The organism is Mucilaginibacter dorajii (genome assembly GCF_024808255.1).
GTDB classification, from domain to species: Bacteria; Bacteroidota; Bacteroidia; order Sphingobacteriales; family Sphingobacteriaceae; genus Mucilaginibacter; species Mucilaginibacter dorajii.
This window is the reverse complement of record NZ_JANTYS010000025.1, coordinates 70,068-89,234: the sequence shown is the minus strand read 5'-3', so window position 1 is coordinate 89,234 and position 19,167 is coordinate 70,068. Positions and strand designations below refer to the sequence as shown.

General features: G+C 43.8%; 19 protein-coding genes. 6 read left to right on the top strand and 13 right to left on the bottom strand.

What is annotated here, in order from left to right; translation table 11 throughout:
* Positions 1-116: 116 nt before the first annotated feature.
* The 5 genes from FHS10_RS24695 to yiaA all read right to left on the bottom strand — a co-directional run bounded on the left by FHS10_RS24695 (position 117) and on the right by yiaA (position 6,972).
* Positions 117-533 (bottom strand): acyl-CoA thioesterase, encoded by a 417-nt coding sequence (locus FHS10_RS24695; protein WP_259096276.1) that lies wholly within the window; start codon positions 531-533, stop codon positions 117-119.
* A gap of 347 nt (positions 534-880) precedes the next feature.
* Positions 881-1,396, bottom strand: coding sequence for a GNAT family N-acetyltransferase (locus FHS10_RS24690; protein WP_259096273.1), 516 nt, complete (start codon positions 1,394-1,396; stop codon positions 881-883).
* Positions 1,397-1,537: 141 nt separating this feature from the next.
* Positions 1,538-2,284, bottom strand: a complete 747-nt coding sequence (locus FHS10_RS24685) for a hypothetical protein (protein ID WP_259096271.1) — start codon at positions 2,282-2,284, stop codon at positions 1,538-1,540.
* A gap of 71 nt (positions 2,285-2,355) precedes the next feature.
* The gene (locus FHS10_RS24680; protein ID WP_259096269.1) at positions 2,356-6,171 is read right to left on the bottom strand and encodes an ATP-binding protein; all 3,816 of its coding nucleotides are present in this window, start codon (positions 6,169-6,171) and stop codon (positions 2,356-2,358) included.
* Positions 6,172-6,501: 330 nt separating this feature from the next.
* On the bottom strand, positions 6,502-6,972 hold the full coding sequence (gene yiaA / locus FHS10_RS24675) for an inner membrane protein YiaA (RefSeq protein WP_259096267.1): 471 nt from the start codon (positions 6,970-6,972) through the stop codon (positions 6,502-6,504).
* Between the two features lie 133 nt (positions 6,973-7,105).
* Here yiaA and FHS10_RS24670 point away from each other — a divergent pair, with 133 nt between their 5' ends.
* Positions 7,106-8,620 carry a hypothetical protein gene (locus FHS10_RS24670; protein WP_259096265.1) on the top strand — a complete coding sequence of 505 codons (1,515 nt, stop codon included), beginning with the start codon at positions 7,106-7,108 and terminating at the stop codon, positions 8,618-8,620.
* Positions 8,621-8,765: 145 nt separating this feature from the next.
* Positions 8,766-9,905 carry an AI-2E family transporter gene (locus FHS10_RS24665; RefSeq protein WP_259096264.1) on the top strand — a complete coding sequence of 380 codons (1,140 nt, stop codon included), beginning with the start codon at positions 8,766-8,768 and terminating at the stop codon, positions 9,903-9,905.
* Positions 9,906-9,977: 72 nt separating this feature from the next.
* On the opposite strand, the gene FHS10_RS24660 is transcribed toward FHS10_RS24665, so the two are convergent.
* Positions 9,978-10,727 (bottom strand): SGNH/GDSL hydrolase family protein, encoded by a 750-nt coding sequence (locus FHS10_RS24660; RefSeq protein WP_259096262.1) that lies wholly within the window; start codon positions 10,725-10,727, stop codon positions 9,978-9,980.
* A 296-nt stretch (positions 10,728-11,023) separates the two neighbouring features.
* Between FHS10_RS24660 and FHS10_RS24655 the strand changes: the two genes are divergently transcribed.
* Positions 11,024-11,776: a M17 family peptidase N-terminal domain-containing protein gene (locus FHS10_RS24655; protein WP_259096260.1), complete on the top strand. Its 753-nt coding sequence runs from the start codon at positions 11,024-11,026 to the stop codon at positions 11,774-11,776.
* 53 nt (positions 11,777-11,829) lie between these two features.
* Here the strand turns inward: FHS10_RS24655 and FHS10_RS24650 are convergent, their stop codons facing one another.
* The 3 genes from FHS10_RS24650 to FHS10_RS24640 all read right to left on the bottom strand — a co-directional run bounded on the left by FHS10_RS24650 (position 11,830) and on the right by FHS10_RS24640 (position 13,757).
* Positions 11,830-12,213 (bottom strand): hypothetical protein, encoded by a 384-nt coding sequence (locus tag FHS10_RS24650; protein WP_259096258.1) that lies wholly within the window; start codon positions 12,211-12,213, stop codon positions 11,830-11,832.
* 61 nt (positions 12,214-12,274) lie between these two features.
* Positions 12,275-12,802: a Crp/Fnr family transcriptional regulator gene (locus FHS10_RS24645; RefSeq protein ID WP_259096256.1), complete on the bottom strand. Its 528-nt coding sequence runs from the start codon at positions 12,800-12,802 to the stop codon at positions 12,275-12,277.
* A 67-nt stretch (positions 12,803-12,869) separates the two neighbouring features.
* Complete coding sequence (locus tag FHS10_RS24640; protein ID WP_259096253.1) at positions 12,870-13,757, bottom strand: dienelactone hydrolase family protein; 888 nt, start codon at positions 13,755-13,757, stop codon at positions 12,870-12,872.
* A 180-nt stretch (positions 13,758-13,937) separates the two neighbouring features.
* Between FHS10_RS24640 and FHS10_RS24635 the strand changes: the two genes are divergently transcribed.
* The 3 genes from FHS10_RS24635 to FHS10_RS24625 are packed head-to-tail and all read left to right on the top strand — an operon-like array spanning position 13,938 to position 16,728.
* Positions 13,938-14,831, top strand: coding sequence for an NAD(P)H-binding protein (locus FHS10_RS24635; protein ID WP_259096250.1), 894 nt, complete (start codon positions 13,938-13,940; stop codon positions 14,829-14,831).
* Between the two features lie 19 nt (positions 14,832-14,850).
* Positions 14,851-15,765 carry an SDR family oxidoreductase gene (locus tag FHS10_RS24630; RefSeq protein ID WP_259096249.1) on the top strand — a complete coding sequence of 305 codons (915 nt, stop codon included), beginning with the start codon at positions 14,851-14,853 and terminating at the stop codon, positions 15,763-15,765.
* Between the two features lie 42 nt (positions 15,766-15,807).
* Positions 15,808-16,728, top strand: coding sequence for a helix-turn-helix domain-containing protein (locus FHS10_RS24625; RefSeq protein ID WP_259096246.1), 921 nt, complete (start codon positions 15,808-15,810; stop codon positions 16,726-16,728).
* An 83-nt stretch (positions 16,729-16,811) separates the two neighbouring features.
* On the opposite strand, the gene FHS10_RS24620 is transcribed toward FHS10_RS24625, so the two are convergent.
* From FHS10_RS24620 to FHS10_RS24605, 4 genes are all read right to left on the bottom strand, one after another.
* Positions 16,812-17,105 (bottom strand): RNA polymerase alpha subunit C-terminal domain-containing protein, encoded by a 294-nt coding sequence (locus FHS10_RS24620; protein WP_259096244.1) that lies wholly within the window; start codon positions 17,103-17,105, stop codon positions 16,812-16,814.
* Between the two features lie 142 nt (positions 17,106-17,247).
* A complete protein-coding gene (locus FHS10_RS24615; protein ID WP_259096241.1) occupies positions 17,248-17,625 on the bottom strand; it encodes a VOC family protein in 378 nt (125 codons plus the stop codon).
* 109 nt (positions 17,626-17,734) lie between these two features.
* Positions 17,735-18,262, bottom strand: coding sequence for a hypothetical protein (locus FHS10_RS24610; protein WP_259096239.1), 528 nt, complete (start codon positions 18,260-18,262; stop codon positions 17,735-17,737).
* A 316-nt stretch (positions 18,263-18,578) separates the two neighbouring features.
* Entirely contained in the window at positions 18,579-19,163 is a 585-nt protein-coding gene (locus FHS10_RS24605) for a hypothetical protein (RefSeq protein WP_259096236.1), read from the bottom strand.
* Between the last annotated feature and the right edge of the window lie 4 nt (positions 19,164-19,167).

Below are 19,167 nucleotides of genomic sequence, written 5' to 3'. Positions count from 1 at the left end.
AAACAAATTAAACAATAAATAGATATTTGAATTTACAGCAATAAAACATTAGTAATAAAAAAGAGGCTGATCATGATTTATGATACAGCCTCATAACGTTAGAGGAAAACGCCCGCTTAATCCTCCAACACCGGCGCATCCGCAATCTTCTCCAATACCGATGCCGGCAGGTATGGGCGGCCGCCTGCTGCGGGTACGCAGGTGCCGGTAAAGGTGGCTTTGGTCATTACCTTGTTATTTAAAATGATCGACTGCTTAAAGTGCAGTTTAGGCGCACCGGTCTTATCTTTATATAAAGTACAGGTAACCGTAAACTCGTCCCCCTTTTTTAACGACCGTAAAAAGCTGATGCTGTAGTTGGATAGCACCATATAAATGCCGTTTTTGGCCTCGGTTTCAAAATCGAAACCCAATATTTCCCTGATGTAGTCGTGGCGGCAGTATTCCATATAAAACGGGTAATACAGCCCATCCATAATTTCCTGCACATCTATGTGCTCGGCTTTGGCAACGTAAGTTTTTGAGTATTCCATGGTAGTATGTTGTAGATAGGCGGCAAATATAAGGGAACACGGGTAAATTCCCAGACGTACAAGTTGTAAAAACGGAAGTCATCCCGAACTTGTTTCGGGCCCCCTCAGGACAGGTTACCCGCATGAAGTACACTTAGCGAGTGGGGTGCTGAAACAAGTTCAGCATGACAAGGCCAGCATGTCATTGCGAGGAACGAAGCAATCGCATGCTCTACAGAGCGGATCTGCACAGTTCGCGATTGCTTCGTTCCTCGCAATGACATAGCTTTATATTGTCATTCCCACCTTCACAATTCCCGGATTTTACCTCCCGCAATAACGATTCATATTGTTTTTAACCAGCCAATCTAACCAACCACCTGCAACAATTTTTCAAATGCCTTACGCGGGCTACCCCGAAAAAACACCTCGCCACAATATTGGTAGCCGGCTTTTTGGAAAAGCGCCAGCATGGGCGCATTGTCAAAGTTGGTATCTACTTTTATGCTGAAAATGTTTTTTTCCAGGGCATAGGCGTCAATAAAGTTCAACAGTATTTTAGAGAATCCCTGGCCCAGGTATTTTTCAGATACCGCTACCCGGTGGTAAACCACAAAGTCGCCGTTGGTTAGCCATTGGCCTTTAATATCGGCGTACGCCGGTTCATCGTTCACCATAATGGCGCAATAGGCAATAATATCTTTGTCGTTAACTATCACATAGCCATAACCCTGCTCAATATCGTCTTTAATTACCGCCGGGTTAGGATAGCCATCCTGCCATTGATCGCTGCCATCCTGTTTCCGCCTGCTAATCGCGCCCTCCAAAATCTCCCAAATCTCGTCGAGCTGGTCGATTGTGGCTTTTTCAAATTTGTAATTCATAATCGGGGGTAAGGTATCATTTAAAATGGTTTTTCGGTGTAAATAAGGTTATGGCAGTTATAAACTACAATCATATTAGCCCGGAGACATTCGGATAGCTGGAGGAAACAACAGATAACGGGGAGGCATTAGTAAATCAGATCATACCGGCACTCTTTTAGTATGATGCCGGATCGTCTTTTCCAAAGCAGGATATAACGCCGCAATAAAGTCCCGCGTATTGTCCAAAATATTCTTTGAAAAGAGATCAATATTTAATTGTGGTGACCCCGCCGTGAATGCGGCAGGGTCAAAGTTTGTAATTCTGTAATTGAAGCCATCACTGGCTAAATTTCTCGCGTAGCCATGAATAAAACTATTACGCAACCTGTTGGTCGTTAATAAGTAGGTTTGGAAATACGGCGCGAAGGTAGTGAGGCAGGTATCCAACTCATTTGTTTTTCGGTACCCAAGGTTTACCAGCAATTTTAAATGTTCGAGAAAATCATGTAACGGAGCGCTTATAGGTGGCTTTTTCTTCATGTAAACGATAACTTTTTTAGAGATGATTTCTGTTACATGAACTAAGTTCTCGTAAATGGAGGCCACCATGAGAATGAATGTTTGAAAATTTGTATCGATCAGGTCGCGGTAAAATGCTTTATCATCGCAAGTAATGATCTCCTGAAAAGAAGCTGTGCCATCGGTAAACGTACAATTCATCTGCACCGGCAAACTTGCCGCGTTGCCAGCTAACACAGCATGATCAATGTACTCAAAGTAAGCATTGTATATCATTTCACACTTATGAAATTTTGCCTCAACACAGGTCATAATTTCGGTCAGTACCGCGACGTCTACCTTGAATTTGGCATCGAACTGTTCGTTGAGCGCTGTGGTTTTCGACATGGCAGCTTTTCGATTTACAATTGCGATAAGCGCGTTTCGTGGAACGGCAAATGAGGTTAGGTTTAGGTTTGTTACCATCTTAAATTGTCTCTGCCTGATGAACGGTCAATATCTGCTTCAACAGATTTTAATACTTCTTTTAAAAATACTGTAGCGGGTAAATATTCCGGCAGGCTGCCGATCTTAAACTTAAGGAGATTTTGAAGGTCAACATCCACTTGGAAGGGCTCACCTACTGCGCCTGATTTCACCCCCATCATAGTTACTGCTGAATAACTCTCCTGTCTGATTATCTTATAATAGTCTTGATGTGTTTCGTGTAAGTCATGGGCCGCTGTAAAGCCGCTGATGACCAGATCTAAAAGACCGTCGTCTTTTACATGAAAAATGCTCAGTGAGTCTATGATCCGGTCTAGCCCGGTGGCTTGATCATCAAGCTGTTCGATCTTTTCTTGGTACCAAACTAAACTTTCCTGATCGATTGCCTTAGCCGGCTTAAGATATTCTAGCATGTTTTTGGCATAAAACAGGTGCCCGCCCTCGCTATCTACAGTAAGATACCATTCCATTGCCTTAATGAACATCGCCGCTTTCTGTTCCGGAATGCCATCAAAAAGATGAGAGTGATCACCATCAGGTACAAACTCGTAACCAGAGAGTGTTTTCTGATTGATCACGATGGCTTTTTTATACTCATAACGAACGCATAAATAATCAAAGACAACATCCTGCCCGGAGGTCCGTAAAACCTTATTCAAGCAACGTTCGAACTCGTAGGTCAAATAGAACCTGGTGGTATGATTGATAACGAGTTCCGATAGCAAATCATAGGTTGCGACCTTATTGTCGGATAACCATATAAAAAACATTTCAGCCTCTTTTTGATGAGCCCGTTTTAAAAAACCGATGCAAATATCCAATACTTTATCATATTTCGCTGCGATAAGGCTCTGGATACTACTAGCCAGGTTGAAATTGTTTTCTTTTCGTTTTTTATGAAACACTTTCAGGATAACCGACACATCCTCCGGGCCTATCTGCGTATTCCCCGGAACCCTGCGGCCATAAACCGATAACAGCATATTGTCAGTTTCCGCAGTATCTGCTTTTTGAAGCGCTGCAACTTCCTGCCAATAAAAATTATGGTCTTTGAAAACATAATAGGCACCACCCAAAATATCCGCGCCATAACCTGCAAACAATTTAGGTGCGGTTTCATCCATGCGCCTGTACAATATTTTTGCATATTCTGGATAATGCTCGATCAACCTGTTTAGAAAAGCAAAGAAATATACAGGAGGGTATTGCTCGGATTCAAGAAATTCAATGATGCTGTCAGCCATTGTTGCTGCATCGAACTGATTGACGAGGTTATCGCAGGCGGTGGTTATTTTAGTTTCCACCATATTAATATCGCTAAAGCTGACCTCGGCTTTTGAAAACACCTGAGAAAGCTGTTCGGTCAAATTCTTTGGCTGTAGTTTGAGCTTAATGGTATCCAACTGCTGATGAAATTCCGCAGGGATGCCCCAACGCCGAAACCAAAACAATTTTTCTTCGATTTCTTTCTTTTCTTTCAGATCGAATTGTGCAGCTTCCCGCTCCAGAAAATTTAACACGATCTTAATTTCCTCGTTATTTTGGTAAGGTTTGGGGTTTTTGCTAGTCGCGAAGATACTCCGCGGGATATCCAGTAAGTCCTTTAACGTCTCCAGCCGGTGACCATTCATAGCCGGGTCTCTATATATTTTGACCAGCAATTCTGCAATTTGCTTACGCAGCTTTTTGATCGGTGCACTGGCTGGCAAGTAATAGGTCGTAATGTTAAGTTCGAAGCGGTTAACGGCGCTGGAGCCAGTCACCATAAACTCCAAATTCAGCCATGACTTCATCACTTGCAGACCGAAATTAATCTCCTGAGGAGTAAGTTTTTTCAGCTTTCTGCTCAACTCTTGTAGGAAAAAAAGCTGGCGCGGAAACTTGAACTGTTCGATCACATCCTTTCTGCTAAAAGCAAAGAGTCCGACAACCTTGGCATCTCCAGTTAGCAAAAAAAAGTGCATCGATTTCCGAAAGCTAAAATCATAATATTCGGGTAAGCCGGACAGGTAGGACAGCAACTCAATGACCTTGCTTAATGCCGTAAATGTCGAATAGCCGGGACGAGCATTTAGTTCCTGCCATTCCTGATAAATCACATGCTGCTCATTCTTCAGCGCATCCAGATAGAATTCTACCGCTTTTTCAGCGATTCTGGGCTGGTAGCCGGCGATGTTTAGGATGGTGCCAAGCACACGATCAACAATTGCTATCTGGTCGGTATCCTTTATAAAGGATACATAATCTGTCAGAATATCATTTAATAAATTATGCTGCGTCCGGTTGCTCTCATCAACACTGCTCAGATTAACGACAATATTGTCAAGAAACTGAATAAACTCGCTAATGTAACCGGCCACTTCAACACGGTCTATGTCCGACAGCAAAATATCGCTATAATAATCAGGCTTGATACTTTGAAGATAGCGCCCGTCCACCAAATCATTTTCCATTAAAAGCTTTAAAGCCGCAACGCCATCATTCGCCTGTAAGCCCTGTATGTCGGTCAGCTTTTGAACAATGTTCGTATCACCGTAGTTGAACGGCTCGATCAAAACTACCTGCTGTAAAAAACGCTTTGCCTGCAATTTTGACCAGCCCGTCAGCATCACCACCGCGTTGTAGTAGCTGTTGAAGTAGTTGGTTACGTAATCACGGACAAAGTCCGCCTCGCGAATCCGGGCTATTGGAATACCATCGTTTATAGCGTTGAGGATAGCAATGATCAGAATAGGCTTACCATAAGAGATCTCGACCAATTGCGGTATAAAATTTCTGTAATGCTGGTGGTTGTCTACATAATGATCGAACATTTGCGCCGTTTCAGGTCTGGAGAGTTCGCTTAGATTAAGGTGAAGTATATTAGCTTTTTCGTATTCCTTTAATAAACTCAACGAGCGGAAAGCCTCCAGGTTACGTGCGGTCAAGATCAGCTTGATCTTATTCGATGCGGTTGAACTGATGCGCTGAATATCCGCAATGATTTCAGGCACATAACTATGTGCATCATCAATCAAAACCACATAATTACCTGCTCCCGCCAATGCCCGGCGTACTTTATCAAAGTCAACATTCCTGTTCAACAAAACTAAAGGTGTCCATTGCGGATCGGGATCTACCTGGTTGCTAAAAAACTCTAAAACAAGCCTAGTTTTTCCGATACCAGCCTCACCGGTTACCAGAGCCATGGGCGTATCATTAAGCAGAAAATCACCCAATCCTTTTAAATCGTTTACCCTTGCAAAAAATGTGTTGGCTAACGTTCCTGGCAGGAAGCCGGCTTTTGATAGCTCCTTTTTAAATGCCGTATGATAATCTTGCAACTGTGCGGTCTGGAAGCCATCCTGCATCCATAGTTGCAAAAGCGGGTATTGCAAGTATAAACTGAAAAGCTTTGCACCATCCCAAACCATACATTCGCACGTTTTACCCAAAATCGTGACTTCGGTCTGAAGGATTTGTTGCAGCTCTACCGTTTCTTGTGGCAGTAATTCGACATTGGTCAATAAAACATAAACAGCTTCGTCATTTAGAGACGTCAGTTCAGTTTTTACCGTGCTTTTTAAACCGCTGAAACTTTGAGCACGAGGCCCAGACCTGAATTTGTATTGAAACCGCCATTTTCCTGTTTTTCCGGAATAAGCACCATCAAAAGCCCCGTCGATCCCACCGTCCTTTCCTGCTGCGGAGAATGGCTGATAGCTTTTACCTAACTCAAAACTGAGCAGGGCATTGCAAAAAAGCGTAAAGTCGTCACCTGTAGAGTTACTCCAATTAATTTTATCCATTACATCAGTGATAAGATCAGCCGAATATAAAGAATTTAGCCAGCCAAACAATAGAAATTATTCCAGCCTTAATTAAACACCCCTTTAGCACAAGACCTGCGCTAAAATGGGGTGATTTGGCCCTCCTCCGCAATAGGGATAGAAGTGGGTACCGGCCCTCGCGCGTAATGCCTGCAGGCGTATGAACGTATAGCCCGGGCCGCAGGTATTGCCCTCTTTAGTAGTAAGTAGTAAGTATCAAGTAGTAAGATTTTGTGGTTGCAGGTTTAAGTTCACCAATAAACCCCGCAGGCTTGCCGGGCAAGTCGCTGCGGGGTGGTAACCGCTACGTTACAGTTCTTTGTCGTCTATCAGTTTGGCGTCGCGGGTGTTTTTTTGTACGGCAATGGCCGAAAACATGCTGAGGCAAAATGCCATGGCGTAAAAGCCTTTTTCGCTTCGGGCCAGGTCGGCATTCCACAGGCCAACAGTTAATAAAACCATTGCCGCTATGGTGGCAAACCAGCTGATGCCGTAGTATAGGTCGGTAACGGCAAGTCCTTCGGCTTTGTCCCTCACGCTTTTTTGTACCGAGATTACGGCGAATAAGCCGAATAATAAAATGGTGAAATAATAGCCTTTTTCGTTCAGCTGCATGGTGGCGTTCCATAAGCCTATGCAGTAGCCTGTCACTCCTGTTAATAAGGCAAACCAGGAGGCACCTATAAAGGCGGCAGTAGGTTTAAATGGGTTTCTTTTAATCCGGTCGCCATATTTTCCAATGGCCAAATTTTCGTCTGTTTTGTTTTGTAGCGGTTCCATGTTTGTTTTATTTTGTTTGTTAATATGGAAGCAAATGTGGGGCGTAAAACCGGGCCGTAAAAACCAGTATTTGCAAATTACTGACGATATAAATTTACAATTTATCTATCTTTATAAGCATTAATACAGCTATATGGATTCACTTTCGGAATTGGTTAACCTGCTCAATAGTGCCGACAAAATACGCTTCAGGCAGTTTTTACAGCGCAAAAACAAAAGGGAGGATGTCAAAAACCTTGCTTTACTTGATTTGATAGAAACTGACGATATAGCTGGCATAAACAAACTATACAAACCCGAAAAAAACAAGGATGCCTATCATGCTTTGCGCAAAAGGCTGCAGGATAATTTGCTGTTATTTTTATCGAAAAAAACTTTTGAGAGCAGCCATGCCGAAACCTACGATGCCCTGCGCCTGGTGGTGGTAGGGCGTTTTTTGTTAGAGAATGAGGTATTTAAAGTAGCCTTTAAATGTTTGGATAAGGCCGAAAAGCTGGCTGAGCATTTGGAGCAGTTTAATTTATTGAATGAGCTTTTGCTGTTGAAACTGCAGTATGCCCATGTGCCGGGAGCCGAAGACCTTGATGCCCTCACCGCGCGTTTTATGCAAAACCAGTTGCACATGCAGCGCGAGGCTAAGCTTAACATGGCCTATGCTTTTTTAAGGCAGGAACTACAGGCTATTCACCTGCAAGGGAAGATAGTGAATTTGAGCAACCTGGCGGTCACCACGATAAGGAAATACAAAATCCTTGCACAGGACCTCATGACCTATAAATCCATCTACCAGATCCTTTTCATCGCCAATGAATACGCGGCCATACAGCAGAATTATGGATTGATAGAGCGCTATATTGAGCGTACTAATCAATTTATGCAAGGCCAGGTGCATAAAAAGCAGTCGTACCTTTTTTACCATATCTCTATCCTGTATTTTTTGGCCAACTTTCATCTGCGGCGAATGGATTTTGCAAGGAGTACATCCTGGTTAAAACAAATGATGGATTTAATGGAAACGGATAGCAGGTATTACACGCTATTCTATTTACGCTACCAGTTACTACTGGCCCTCAACCTGTTTTTTACAGGCTTTGCTGATGATGCTATCGCGATTTTGCAGCAATCGCTCGCCAAAACAAACAGCCGGAGCAAACCGGAAGATATAGAAGATTTACGGATCTGCCTGGCCATGTTTTTAGCCCTGTGCAATGACCAGCGAAGTTTGAAACAGCTCACCTTGCTAACCCGCACCGATGCCTGGTATGAAAAACAAATGGGCATGTTGTGGACCATCCGCAAAAACCTGATGGAAATTTTGGTGTACGCGCAGTTTGCTAACATTGATCTGGCCATGTCGCGGTTAAACAGCTTCAGGCGGCGCTATAAAAAGTACCTGTTGAAAACTTCGGAAGAGCGGGTACTATTGTTCCTGAAACTGGTTGAAAAATACCTGCAAAAACCCGATGCAGTTTTTGAAGCAGCGTACCACAACGCGGTTTTAAACCTGCTTGATCAGGCAGAAAATAACGACATCTTCACCTTAAGCTTCATCGCCTGGCTGATAGCACGCCGCGAGAAAAAAACAGCTTATGAAGTTGTGCTGGCGCTGGTGCGGGGGGAGAATCAAGAGGTTAGCGTCAAGAATTAAGACAGCCTCATTTAGCGCAGATGTTTGGGGGGCTTGTGTAATGATTCCGGCGGTGTTGTACATTGGAAATTCATTATTCAATATGATTTCTACTCCTGTTATTTTATAACTTTACACCAACGACCCACGTAAACACGCTGTAATTATGGACCTGAAAACCTTTACTAAACTTCCGTTTTATATTAAACTGGCCTGCGTGTTGTTCAGCCTGTTTGCCATTGGTTACCTGGTGATTATTGCCAAAGAGATCCTGTCGCCCCTGATATTTTCGTGCCTGTTCTCTATTTTGCTGTTGCCGGTGGCGTCCTTTTTAGAGAGACGGCTACGTTTACCCCGCAGCGCCGCCTCCATGACGGCAGTGGTGTTGCTGCTATCGATGATTGGCTTACTGATCTTTGTCATCGGCTCGCAAATTGCCGACCTGGCTAAAGACTGGCCAAAGTTCCAGGCGCAGATCAGCCAGTCGATGTGGGAGTTTAGGGGCTGGGTGCAGGATACTTTCCATGTAACACGCGGCAAACAGCTTCGGGTGGTTAACTCGGCTGCCAGTAAGGTACTGTCGCCAGATCCTGAAGTGGTGGGAGCCACAGTGCTGTCCTTATCGTCTATCCTGCTGTTTTTGGTATTTACCTTTATTTATACCTTTTTCTTTTTGTTGTACCGTCGGCTCATCATGAAATTCCTGGTGTCGGTTTTTCTGCCCGAAAATAAAACCACCGTGCATGAGGTGATAGAGCAGGTACAGCGCATTATTCGCAAATACATTATCGGTTTACTTATTGAAATGAGCATTATAGCAACAGGCGTTAGCGTGGCCTTTAGTTTTATGGGCGTGCAGTACGCCATTTTGCTGGGGCTGATTACGGGTTTGTTTAATATTATCCCTTACGTGGGCATTTTCAGCGCCCTGGTAGTAAGCGCGGTAGTTACGCTGGGCTCATCGCCGGATAGTACCAAAGTAATATGGGTAATGGTGACGCTGGTGGTTACGCATTTGATTGACAGTAATATATTACTACCGGTGGTTGTTGGCTCCAAAGTAAAAATCAACGCGCTTATTACTGTGCTTGGCGTGGTAATGGGCGAAATGATTTGGGGCATTCCCGGCATGTTCCTATCCATCCCCAGCATAGCCGTACTAAAAATCATTTTCGACCGGGTAGAAAGTCTGAAACCCTGGGGCATTATCCTTGGCGATGACGAAAAAGAGCAAAATGAACTGGCCAAAGGCAAAAGAGTAAAGAAGAAAAAGGTTGTTGCGGCCGATGTGGAACCATCGGTGTGATGGACTCAATAGTACTGTAGGAATCAATCACGTAAGCCTTCTCTTTTTAACTGCCGTTCAAAATGCCCACACCTATTTCAGCGCCCGGGCAATCTCCTTTTCGGCAAGTGGCTCCATTATTTTGTAGCCACTTAGGTTGGGGTGTACTCCATCGATAGCGAGGCCGGGCTTCATGCCGCGGTCGGGACCAACGATGGTGGAATAATAATCAATGTAGCCAAGCTTGTTCTTTTCGGCGTAGACTTTAAGCATGGCGTTAAGTTTGCTTATCGGGTCGCGGGGATCAATGCCGGGGTGCCACGGAAAGGCCAGCGCCGGCAGTACGGATGACAGCACCACTTTGATATTGGCCGCTTTGGCCAGTTCGGCCATGGAAAATATATTGCCGGCCACATCCTCCAGTTTTGCCGGTCCGGTATTTTCGGCAATATCATTAATGCCCGCCAAAATTACCACCACAGCGGGTTTCAGGTTAATTACATCCTCGCGAAAACGTACCAGCATTTGCGGTGTGGTTTGGCCGCCAATGCCGCGGTTAATATAGGGGCGACCCTTAAAAAAGTCAGGGTCAGTATTTATCCAGCCTTCGGTTATCGAGTTGCCCATAAAAATTACGCGCTTCTCGCCAGCGGCAGGAGCAGGCATCTTTTCGTTATCGGCTTCGTAGCGTTTTATCCAGGCCCAGTCTTTATGGATGCGTTCTTCAATCATTTTTTGAAAGTTGGCCCAGGCCTCGGCTTTTTTTTGCTCTTCGGTTTGCTGGGCGTTTGCCTTTAGGGTTAATGCAAACAGCAGGCAAACTAATAGTTTTATGGTTTTCATATTTGGTTAGATGAATGATTGATAATTGGCGTTAACAGACCAAATATAAGTAAAAAATCGATTTAGCAAATTTGATGATACTATTTTGAAAGTGTTTTTTCGCGATAGGGATGGAAACGGATACCCGCCAATGTGGTTAAGGCCTGTGCAGTATGAGTGCACAGCCCGGGCCGCAGGCATTGCCCAATAAATTGAGCCGGGGCATTCATTTCTTGATGTAGGTTATTTGTGGGCCTGCGGTGGCGGCTTACATTTGTTTTAAACAAACAACAGATCACCATATAAAAAACATAAAAATGAAAACGAGCGCAAACCAGCAATCACAGCCTTATAAAACATTAAAACTGAACGTACTTAGTGTATTTATTTTACTTGCACTTATACCTGTTGCTTTGCGGGCGCAGGTTACAACGGCTTTACCGGTAGTTGGTACGCATGCTACGCTGGGTAACATTGATGGAATTAATATTGAGGCCATGGTACAAAGCCCATCGGCACAAAAAACGCCTTTACAGGTGGCCTGCGTTTTTGAATATACCGAAAATGATATTTATACACCGCCGGCGTTACCCCTGGCAGCAAACGGCATGGCTCACCTTGACCAGGGATTGAACGGCATCATCACCACACTTAGAAAAAGTGGCGAATTTACCGGCCACGCCTTTGAGACCATATTGATTGATGTACCCAATGGCACTATTGCCCCGCAAAAACTACTGCTGATAGGCCTTGGCGACCGGGCCAAATTTGATCCTGAAATGATGAAAACCGTAGGCGCTATAGGCATGCGCGAAGCACTCAGATTAGGGGTAGATAGCTACACCCATGCGAGTGATTTGAAAGATGGCGGAGTTGATTCGCCAACTGCAACCGTTGCCCAAAATGTGCTCAAAGGCGCTATAGCTGCTTACCGTACGCAGGTAGAGTTAAAAGGCAAAAAAATGTCGGCCTTTAAGCCGATGAAACAAATAACCTTTTTAGCCGGCCAGCCATTTTACCAAATTACCGGGGATGCTTTAAAAGCGGTGATTGCTGCTGATAGTAAATAAGTGAGGCGACATGCTGCGGGTATTATCTGCTACCGGAAGCATATTCAAACAAGCTATTTTTCTGTCACTTGCTCCCCGCCCTTCATCGCAAAATAAAGCCCGATAAACTGTACCACCGCGATCAAAAATGGCCCCGCGCTTTTGGATGCATCGTGCTGGTAAATGCCGATAAAACCATCGAACAGTTGAATTACACCAGCCAGCAAAGCAAGTGTAAAAAGCGCGTCCCGGCGTTTGCCGATCACTAAAGCAATGGCGATAGCTGCTAATGGAATAGTACGTGCAGTGGCATATAAAGCAAAAGTAGCGATGGCTTTATCGGGACCAATATTGGCCGGCAATATAGCGGCTGGGTTAATTATCCCTGCTACCGAAAAACCTGTGGCAACTATAACGTTTACAGCTGTAACTATTTTTAAAAATATGGGTGCTTTCATTGTTTAAATTTTTATCGCCACAAAGTTGGGGAACGGGTTGCATTTGTAACGATAACAATTGTTAAGAAAAGGAAGTCTTTCGATTCCTGATCCTGCTTAATGAAACGGATGTGATGCCCAGGTATGAGGCTATGTAATGTTGAGGGATACGCTGAAACAAGTCGGGCTGCTCGGCCAATAGCTGCTTGTACCTGTCGAAGGGTTTATTTTTTAACAGGGAAAGCAGCCTGTTGGTATGGGTAAACAGTTTTTGGATGGCGGTGGTATAAAACCAATCCTTCATGGCCGGGTCTGTTTCGATGAGCCTTGAAAAGTCGGCTTTTTTAAGAATGCTTACCGTGCAGGTTTCTAAAGTTTCGATGTTGATCGTGCCTGGGATGCCATTCAAGAAACTTTCGAGCGAGGTAACGGATTCGCCCTCAAAAAAAAATTGCAAGGTTACCTCCTGCCCATCGGCATTGTACCAGGCCCTGATGCAACCGCTTTGGATAAAAAATAGCTCCTGTGCTATAGCGCCCTCCTCAACTAAAATGGTTTTGGGCTGGAGGGTTTTGGTGGTTAGCAGAGTAGGGTTAATTGATGAGATCATTAGTGCCGTTGATAAAGGCACTAATGTAAATCTTATACACAAGAAATTTTAGCCAGCGAATGATTTCCTATTTCAAATGTTCGCTAAAAAAATCAATGGTACGTTTCCAGGCCAGCTCGGCGGCGGCTTTATCGTAACGGGGTGTGGTGTCGTTATGGAAACCATGGTTGGCGCCCTCATAAATAAAAGCCTGGTATTGTTTATGGTTTTCTTTTAAGGCGGCTTCGTAGGTCGGCCAGCCTGCGGTGATGCGGGTATCCAACGAGGCATAGTGCAGCATAAGCGGGGCTTTAATTTTAGGCACATCGGCAGCATCGGGCTGGGCACCATAAAATGGTACGGCTGCCGCCAGATCCGGTACCTGCACGGCCATGGTATTGGCAATACCGCCGCCAAAGCAAAAGCCTACAACGCCTACTTTGCCGTTACAATCTTTATGGTTTTTAAGGTATTCAAAAGCATCGATAAAATCCTGCTCCATCTGAACTTTATCCAGCTTGGCCTGCATGGTACGGCCTGCATCGTCGTTACCCGGATAGCCGCCCAGCGGGGTTAACGCATCGGGGGCAATGGTAATAAAGCCGGCCAGTGCAGCACGTCGGGCTACGTCTTCAATATAAGGGTTTAATCCCCGGTTTTCATGAACTACCACAATGCCGCCAAGTTTACTTTTGGCATTGATAGGTTCAGATAATAGTGCCTTAATGTTGCCACCGCCCTTTGGCGAATTGTAGGTGATATAGCCCGATTTTAAACGCGGATCATCGGCTTTAGTTTGCAGGGTGCCTTCATAATCGGGCATCAGGAAACTCATTAGCGCCGGCACGGTTAAACCGCCAACGGCATATATGGAAAGTTTTTCTACAAAAGAGCGCCTGTTAAGGCGGTTATGCGCGTAATCGTCATACAGGTCAAACACTTCCTGTTTGATATCTTCTTTATTGATCTGGCTCATGATGTTAAAGGCTATAATCAAATTTAAGCATTTTGGTTAATTGCCTGGTGTTGGGGCTGTAACAGTATCGTTACTTCAATATTGCCCTCTCAAAACCTTGATTAGGCTACAACAAGCACAGATTCGGTTACATCTGCCCTCTTATCTCTGCCCAACTTTGTACCAACAAAAAATATCATCATGAAAATTGTATTAACAGGTTCATTAGGACATATCGGCAAGCCACTTGCCGGCACATTAGTGCAAAAAGGGCACCATGTAACTGTAATTAGCAGTAAACCCGAAAAACAAACCGACATTGAAACATTAGGCGCTACCGCCGCCATTGGAACTATTGAAGACCCGGACTTTTTGACCCGTACTTTTACCGGTGCCGATGCAGTATACACCATGCTGCCCCCGGCCGATTACCTTAATTCTGATCTCGACCTGGTTACCCTCTGTGCTTCGCTCGCCGGTAATTTTGCCACGGCTATCAAACAATCGGGCGTAAAGCGGTTGGTGCACCTGAGCAGCATTGGCGCGCATATGGAAAAAGACTCGGGCCTCATCCTGCTACACCGCGGGGTTGAGTTAGCGCTTAATAAGCTTACCGATGTGGCTGTTACCTTTATGCGGCCCGCCGGCTTTTATTACAACCTGTTTGGTTTTATACCCATGATTAAAAGCCAGGGTTTTATTGCCGCAAACTATGGCGGCGATGATAAATTGATATGGGTGGCCCCCTCAGATATTGCTGCCGCCATTGCCGAAGAACTGGAAGCCCGGCCAACTGGTAACAACACACGGTATGTGGCAAGTGACGAACTTACAGGCACCGATACTGCCCGCATTTTAGGCGAAGCCATAGGCCTGCCCGATTTAAAATGGATCCTTATCCCCAGTCAGCAAATGCAGGCGGGCCTGGAAGCCGCGGGTATGCCCCCAAAAATTGCAGCCGGTTTGGTTGAAATGTACGCGGCCGTGCACACTGGCGAACTGGAAGCCGACTACTACCTTAACAAGCCAGTAGTAATGGGCAAAGTAAAAATGGCTGATTTTGCCGAAGAGTTTGCGGCGGTTTTTAAGGGTTAAGATTTTTAAACAAACACCAATGAAAAAAATACTTGTGATAGGGGCGTCGGGCTTTGTAGGCAAAGCCCTTGCCTGGCAATTACTGGCCGATGGCTACGGCGTGCGTTGCCTTGCCCGTAAGCCGGCTAAAGTTGAGGACCTGGTAACAACCGGTTGTGAGGTGGTCCAGGGCGATATTTCGGCCCCGGAGTCCATACAGCAAGCGCTCCAATCGGTAGATGCTGTTTATATCTCTATCCACACCCTTGCCCCTCAACACAGCAATACCGCGGGGCAAAACTTTATGGACGTGGAGATGAATGGACTGCAAAACATTATAACGGCTTGCCATAGCCAGGGCGTACGCCGGATAGTTTATGTTACCTTTTTAGGTGCCGCGCCCGATGCGCCAAGCGCATGGGTACGCGGCCGTTGGCGGGCTGAACAACTTTTGCTGAATAGCGGACTTGATGTAACCGTAATTCGCCCCGGAATGATTATAGGAATAGGTGGACAGGGTTTTAATATGGCCCTGAGCAACGCTAAAAAACGCCTGGCTATTTTGATGGGGAACGGTCGGCAAAAGTATCGCTGTATTGCCATTGATGATTTGACTTATTACCTGGCTGGGGTACTTGATCATAAGCAAACGTACGGTCGGTGTTATGATGTAGGGAGCGATGATGTGCTAAGTAATAACCAACTGATTGATGTTATTGCCGGGGTCATCGGGCGTAAACATCCGGCAAAACTTCATATCCCGCTATCTCCCTTAAAAGTAATAGCGCCGCTTATTGAGCGTGTGATTAAAATGCCTAAGGGAGCAATGAAAGGTATCCTTGATTGTATTCCCATAGATTCGGTTGGCGACCCGATGCCCATCCGGTCTGTTTTATCACGACCACTAATGACAGCCCGGCAGGCTATAGAACTGGCCCTGGCACAATCAAAATGATTAACAGCCGTTTATCAACAGTAATTACTATCTTGTATTGATATGACAAGCGTTCAACCCCATCGGATTAAAACCATTACCGAATATCACCGGGTGGCAGGGCTTCCCAAACCAGAGCACCCGCTGATCAGCGTAATTGACATGGCAACGCTAACGCCGCCGGTTACCACGGGGTCCATTAGCCTGGTGTTTGATTTTTATTCCATCTCCTTAAAAAGAGGATTTGATGTGCGGTATAAGTATGGGCAGCAGTCTTATGATTTTGACGAGGGGGTGATGTTTTTTATGGCACCAGGCCAGGTTTTTGGTGTGGAGTTTGAAAAAGAGCCAACACATCGTGCTTCTGGGTGGATGATACTGGTGCACCCGGATTTTTTGTGGAATACCTCCCTGGCTAAAACCATCAAACAGTATGAATACTTTAGCTACGCTGTTAACGAAGCCCTGTACGTATCCGATAAAGAAGAAACCATTATCACCGGTATTGTACGTTATATGGAGCAGGAGTACCACACCAACATTGATAAGTTCAGCCAAACCGTTATGATTGCGCAGCTGGAGTTATTACTGGCATATGCCGATAGGTTTTATCAGCGCCAGTTCATTACACGTAAAATCTCAAGTCACCAGATCATCGCCCGTGTAGAAGAAATACTGGAGGAATATTTTAACAGCGATGCCCTGGCGAAACATGGGTTGCCTACGGTAGCCCACCTTGCCGACGCGTTAAACCTATCGCCCGGTTATTTGAGCGAGCTGCTTAAAACGTTAACCGGGCAAAGTACCCAGCAACATATTCATGATAAACTGATAGAAAAAGCAAAGGAAAAACTATCTACCGGCAATTTATCGGTAAGTGAAATTGCCTATGAACTGGGCTTTGAACATTCACAATCGTTCAGCAAATTATTCAAAACTAAAACCAAGCTATCGCCTTTGGAATTCAGGCAATCGTTTAATTAATCAGGGTTCTTTTAGGGTAGTTTCATATTGTCTCTGAGCAACCGGTAACGTCGGCCATGGTTAAGGGCGATTTGAAGATGCGGTTATAAATCTGTAAAAGAAAGCCCCTTTTCTTTTAATGCCGTTTTTAGTATGGGAATGGTACTTTTCCCCAATCCATGAAAGGCTAAAATTTCCTTTTCTGAATGTTCGGCCAGCTGCTCAAGGGTTAAAATATGATGGTTCTCTAATGCCCGCCTGGCTGGCGCACCAAGCAAAGAAAGAAAGCCGAAAGAGGGCTTTCTTTCTTTTTCACATATGAGGCAGGTTGGGCAGTCGCTGCTTTTGTAGTATTGGTGCCCTTTAGGGCAGGTTCTTAAATTACTTTTTGCTTCCATTTGCTGAGTATTTTCGGGTAAGTGTATTGTTACATGAAATTAAGCAGAAACAGGTGTTTTTGTAGGGATAAGAACGACAGTTTGAGGGGGCGATTGTGCCAAAAATTTAATTTTACAACCGGGTAGCAAAGGAAAACCTAAACTACTCAACGTCCTCCCAAAGTTCAATGCTGTTACCTTCGGGGTCAAGGATATGAACAAACTTGCCATAATCATAAACGGCTATTTCATCAAGTATGGTTACACCATCGCTTTTTAGCTGCTCCACCAATGCTTCAATATTTTCAACACGGTAATTGATCATGAAGTCTTTCTTTGATGGCTCAAAATATTTGGTATCATTTTTAAAAGGGCTCCAAACAGTTGTCCCTTCTTTGCTTGGATCATCGGCGTCGCGCCATTTGAACATGATACCATACTCACTTACAGGTAACCCCAGATTTTGAGAATACCAATCTTTCATTTTTTTAGGGTCATCACATTTAAAGAAGATGCCGCCTATTCCGGTTACTTTTTTCATGTATCTAATTTAAAACAATGTAACCATATAAAAATGGTTGGCGGTGAAAAAACTGTTTCGCGTAATTTGGAAGCTATGGCATGGCGTTCGGAGACCGCTAATTATTTTCTTAATTTTTATGGTATCGTAGGCTATTAGTTAGTCCATTAGTTACGCGTGAAATTTTTATAACACCATTATATTTTACAACGAGAATGTCAATTAAAATATTGGCTTCTGTTGTAACTTCATTAAGTTTTGGTGTAACAGGGTTAAGAACATAACTGACTTCGTATGCACCTTTCAGCCCCTTGTTTATTTCATATTTTCCTGTTTCGATATTAAGTGCCTTTTCGTCGCCCATCTGATTAATAACCATAGTTTCCAAAGACCTATTAGTAATTCCACTATCGTTTGTCATTATATCATGGCCCGTTTTATACCCTCTTTTTAATGTTTCACTTTCCTGTATTGTAAAATATTTATCTATCAATGCGTCCAATTTACTTTTATCCGCCAATTTTAAATTCAATGAATTATAAGCTGTATAAAAATCTTTTATCATATGCATTGCTTGCATATCGCTACTGATTTGAGCATGGGCTTGGCTGACTGTAAATACAAATAATGCTGTAATAAGGCTGGGTATGCCTTTCATGGATATAATGTTTTATTTATACTAATCTAATCTCTAATTGATCTATCGTGAGAAAAGGATATCAATTTATACAATTTAACCGATAATAAATATCTTCAATAGAATTGAGCTCCACAATTTTAGAATGAAGCCTTAGATGTTGGGAAACAGCACTCACATTATTCGAAGTTTACTGGTTGTTTGTCTCGACTCGAACTACTATGATTTGAGACCGGTCACTGTCAAAAAACTGTTTAGTGTGGTTTAAAAGTAAGGAGAAGTAGTCAAGAGGGAGAGGTATTTTAAACTGTTGAAATTACAGAGGGCGGGAGATTTCTCAAAATTCAATCGTTTTACCCTGGTAAATAGTTGGAAAAATATCTTTTCTCTTAAGTGAAATCGGGCGATAAAAATCGCTCCGGTATATTTTAAACGCATAGCCCTTAAGATATTTTTCTACTAAATGTCCAATTTCTTTTTCTTTGGCATTTGCCATTTTAAAATACAAGCTTTCTATAACGATATAGTCTATTTCATTATACTTATTGTAAATAGCCATTACTGTCTCTCTGTACGAAGCCCCGTGTGAGGGAGTAATAAAAACAATATTTGAAATATCAGACCAATTAAAATATCTGATCTGTCCTTTTTTTGTGATGATTAATGCCCTTTCGGGAATTTCCAAAATAGCATTGGCATAAAACCGGGTTACCGCAACGCAAAAAACAATTACAAAAACAGCCAGTATGCCCAAATAAAGAGCAAGATCCTGATATCGGGTAAATAAACCCAGCAAAATCGCGATAATAAAAATCGGATAACCAGGCCAGCATTGAAGTCCGATTTGATTGGAAAACTCTTTGTATGAAAAATAGTAGGAGACTTGAAATGTATTGGATGCAGTTTTATTATCGATTTTCATAGTT